The sequence below is a fragment of the Nonomuraea sp. NPDC001684 genome (assembly GCF_053596515.1).
The window spans coordinates 1-4,252 of record NZ_JBSFGJ010000630.1 but is presented as its reverse complement, the minus strand read 5'-3'; the positions used below and the strand labels follow the sequence as shown (position 1 = coordinate 4,252).

The following is a 4,252-nucleotide window of genomic DNA, read 5'->3' as shown; positions in this document are numbered from 1 at the left end:
GCTGCACCGGCAGATCACCGCGCCCGTGCGGTTCGCCCAGGCGCTGGCCGCCGTGGCCGCGGACGCGGACCTGCTGGTCGAGGTGGGCCCCGGCCGGGTGCTCAGCAGGCTGGCGGCCGAGCTGACCGACGTGCCGGCCGTCGCGCTGGACACCGACAGCGAGTCGCTGGCCGGGCTGCTCGGCGTGGCCGGCGCCGCGCACGTGGCGGGCGTGCCCGTCGCCTGCGAGGAGCTGTTCCACGGGCGGCTGGTCAAGCCGCTGGAGATCGGCGCGGCGTTCTCGTTCTTCGCCAGCCCGGCCGAGCAGGCGCCGCAGGTGCGCGTCAAGGCCGCCGCCCCGCAGCCGGCGGAGCGGGCGGCCGAGCCGGACGGCGGAGCGCGCGGCGGGACGGCGGCGAAGCCCGGCGAGTCCACGGTCGAGCTGCTGCGGCGGCTGGCCGCCGAACGCGCCGAGCTGCCGCTGGAGATGGTGACCGAGGACAGCAAACCGCTGGACGAGCTGCACCTCAGCTCGGTCACCGTCATGCACATCATCGACCAGGCCACCCAGCATCTGGGCGTGCCGGCGGGCATGGCGCCGGCCAACGTCGCCACCGCGACGCTCCAGGAGCTGGGCGAGGCCCTGGACCGGCTGGCCGCGCAGCCGCGTGCGCAGTCGGCCCGGGGCGTGGCGGGCGCGGCGCCGTGGGTGCGCCCGTTCGCCGTGGACCTGGACGAGCAGCCGCGGCCCCGGCGGACGGCCGAGGAGCGCGCGGGGTCGTGGCAGGTGTTCGCGCCCGCCGGTGCGCCCCTGGCGGGGCCGCTGCGCGAGGCACTCGAAGGGGAGAAGATCGGTTCCGGTGTCCTGGTGTGCCTACCCGCGCGGTGCGCGGCCGACGACCTGGAGCAGGCGCTGCTCGGCGCCAAGGCGGCGCTGGCCGGCGGGCCGGGCACCCGGCTCGTCCTGGTCCAGCACGGCCGGGGCGCGGCGGGCCTGGCCAAGACGTTCCACCTGGAGAGCGGCCTGCCCACCACGGTCGTGCACCTGCCGCAGGACGCGCCGCAGGCCGCCGCCTGGGTAGCGGCGGAGGCGGCGGCCACCACGGCCTTCTGCGAGGTGCACTACGACGCCGCCGGCGGGCGGCGGGTGCCGACGCTGCGGGCGCTGCCGTACCGGCAGGAGCGGGCGGAGGAGCCGCTGACCGGCTCCGACGTGCTCCTGGTGACCGGCGGCGGCAAGGGCATCACGGCCGAGTGCGCCATGGCCATGGCGGGTGGGGCGAAGGTGGCCGTGCTCGGCCGCTCCGACCCCGCCCAGGACGAGGAGCTGGCCGCGAACCTGCGGCGCATGGCCGCGACCGGGCTCACCGTCCACTACGCCAGGGCCGACGTCACCGACGCCGCCCAGGTGCGGGCGGCCGTGGCCGCGGCCGAGCAGGCGCTCGGGCCGGTGACCGCCGTCCTGCACGGCGCCGGGCGCAACGAGCCCGAGGGCATCGCCGGGCTGGACATGGACGCCTTCCGCCGCACGTTCGCCCCCAAGGTGGACGGCCTGCGCAACGTGCTGGAGGCGGTCGAGCCCGGACGGCTGCGGCTGCTGGTGACGTTCGGCAGCATCATCGGCCGGGCGGGCCTGCACGGCGAGGGCCACTACGCGACCGCCAACGAGTGGCTGGCCGACCTGACCCGCGAGGCGGGCGAGCGGCACCCCGGCTGCCGGGCGATCTGCATGGAGTGGTCGGTCTGGTCCGAGGTCGGCATGGGCGAGCGGCTGTCGGTCGTGGACCGGCTGGTCGAGCAGGGCATCACGCCGATCCCGGTGGACCGGGGCGTGGAGATCATGCGCCGCCTGGTGAGCGACCCCGACGCGCCCGGCGTCGTGGTGATCAGCGGGCGCACCGAGGGCATCCACACCGTGCGCCGGGAGGAGCCGGAGCTGCCGCTGCTCCGCTTCGTCGGCGCGCCGCTGGTCCGCTACCACGGCGTGGAGCTGGTCAGCGAGGTCGAGGTGAACGCCGGGACCGACCTGTACCTGGCCGATCACCTGCTGGACGGCAACCTGCTGTTCCCGGCGGTGTTCGGGCTGGAGGCCATGGCTCAGGTGGCTTACGCGGCCACCGGCCGTCCCGGAGCGCCCGTCGTGGAGCAGGCGGAGTTCGTCCGGCCGATCATCGTGCCGCCCGACGGGAGCACCACGCTCCGGGTGGCGGCGACGGTCACCGGGCACGACACGGTCGCGGTCGCCATCCGCAGCCAGGAGACCGGCTTCGACGTCGACCACTTCACGGCCGTGCTGCGCCTGGACGCCGACGCCCCGCCCGCCGGTCCGCCCGAGCAGTCCGGCGACGAGCTGCCGCCGGTCGCGCTGGACCCCGACACCCAGCTCTACGGCGAGGTGCTCTTCCAGGGCAGGCGTTTCCAGCGGCTGCGCCGCTACCACCGGGCCGCGGCCCGCGAGGTGGACGCCGACCTGCAGGTGGCGCAGGAGTGCGACTGGTTCGCCGGGTTCCTCCCGCCGGACCTGCTCCTGGGCGACCCCGGCATGCGGGACGCGCTGATGCACGGCAACCAGGTGTGCGTGCCCGACGCCACCCTGCTGCCGACCGGCATCGAACGCGTGCACCCGGCCGGGGCCGCGCTGTCCGGCGCGGACGAGGTGCGCTACTGCGCCTCCGAGCGGTCCAGGGACGGCGACGCCTACGTCTACGACGTCGCGGTCCGGACGAAGGACGGCGAGGTCGTCGAACGCTGGGAGGGGCTGCGGTTGCAGGCCGTGCGGAAGAAGGGCGGGGCCGGTCCGTGGGCGGCGCCGCTGCTCGGCCCGTACCTGGAGCGCACGCTGGAGGACCTGACGGGCGCGCGGGTCGCGGTCGTCGTGGAGCCGGGCGAGGGCACCGGCGACCTGGCCGTGGCCCGGCTCGGCACGGCAGAAGGCGTGCGGACGGTGTCGGCGCACGTGCCGGGACTGACGGTGTGCGTGGCCGCCCCAGAGCCGCTGTCCTGCGCCGTCGAGCCCGTCACCCCCGCCGGGTCCGGCGACCCGGGCGACCGGGACGGCGGGCGGCACGCGCTCGCCGGCGAGATCGCCGCGGCCTCCGGGGAGGACGCGGACACCGCCCGCGCCCGCGCCCGCGCCGCACTCGCCTGCCTGCGCACCACGGGCACGGAAGGGGGAACGGAAGGGGGAACGGCGGCGGGCACGGACGCGCCGCTCGCGGTCGCCCGGGCCGCGGCCGACGGATGGGTGGTCCTGACCGGCGGCGGCGCGGCCGTGGCCACGCTCGCCACCCGGGTGCACGGCCTGCCCGCCCCCGTCGTCGTCGCGATCCGCACCGAAGGGCGGTCCTAGCCCATGGGCACCTACTACGAGTACCTGCACACGGTCGGCTTCGAGGAGACCAACCTCGTCGGCAACGTCTACTACGTCAACTACCTGCGCTGGCAGGGACGCTGCCGGGAGATGTTCCTCATGGAACGGGCCCGCGACGTGCTCGCCGACCTGCAGGACGACCTCAAGCTGTTCACCCTCAAGGTCGACTGCGAGTTCTTCGCGGAGATCACGGCCTTCGACCAGCTGTCCATCCGGATGCGCCTGATCGAGCTGGCGCAGACGCAGATCGAGTTCGGCTTCGACTACGTCCGGGTCACCCCGGGCGCGCCCGAGGTCCTCGTCGCCCGCGGCAGGCAGCGAGTGGCCTGCATGCGAGGGCCGAACACCAAGACCGCGCCGGCGAGGGTCCCCGAGCCCCTGGTCAGGGCGCTCGAACCGTACCTGGCCTAGAACCCGGACCCAGGAGGTCACCGTGCAACTCCACTCATCGGCCCCGGCGCCGCAGGTCGCGGACGCCAAGGCGCTGCGCGACGCGTTCGGGGCGTTCGCCACCGGCGTCACCGTGATCACCACCGGCGGCGAGGTCCCGCACGCCATGACGGCCAACTCCTTCACCTCGGTCTCGCTCGACCCACCGCTGCTGCTGGTGTGCGTCGGCAAGGGCGCCGTGATGCACCAGTGCATCACCGCGGCCACGTCGTTCGGGGTGTCGGTGCTGGCCGGGCACCAGGAGGCCGAGGCGCGGCACTTCGCCGACCGCTACCGGCCGCTCGGCCTGGCCCAGTTCGCCGACGTCGAGGTGACGCCGGGCGAGGTCACCGGGGTGCCGCTCATCGCGGGCGCGGCGGCCCGCTTCGAGTGCCGGGTCTGGCGCGCCTACGACGGCGGCGATCACACGATCTTCGTCGGCGAGGTGCTGTCCCTGAGCCGGCGGGACGACTG

Annotated in this window: 3 protein-coding genes; all 3 read left to right on the top strand. The window is 75.5% G+C overall.

All coding sequences use genetic code 11. The annotated features are described in order from the left end of the window. The coding region (locus ACWCSD_RS48910) for an SDR family NAD(P)-dependent oxidoreductase (protein ID WP_449926085.1) at nucleotides 1-3,328 on the top strand (3,328 nt) is incomplete at its 5' end. 3 nt (nucleotides 3,329-3,331) lie between these two features. Further along, complete coding sequence (locus ACWCSD_RS48905) at nucleotides 3,332-3,760, top strand: acyl-CoA thioesterase (RefSeq protein WP_352329445.1); 429 nt, start codon at nucleotides 3,332-3,334, stop codon at nucleotides 3,758-3,760. A 22-nt stretch (nucleotides 3,761-3,782) separates the two neighbouring features. Beyond that, nucleotides 3,783-4,252 (top strand): flavin reductase family protein (locus ACWCSD_RS48900; RefSeq protein ID WP_449926081.1); only part of this gene is annotated, 470 nt, incomplete at its 3' end.

Excerpts from the sequence above, each read along its gene's own strand:
- ACWCSD_RS48905 (WP_352329445.1), top strand. The coding sequence starts at position 3,332 with ATGGGCACCTACTACGAGTACCTGCACACGGTCGGCTTCGAGGAGACC.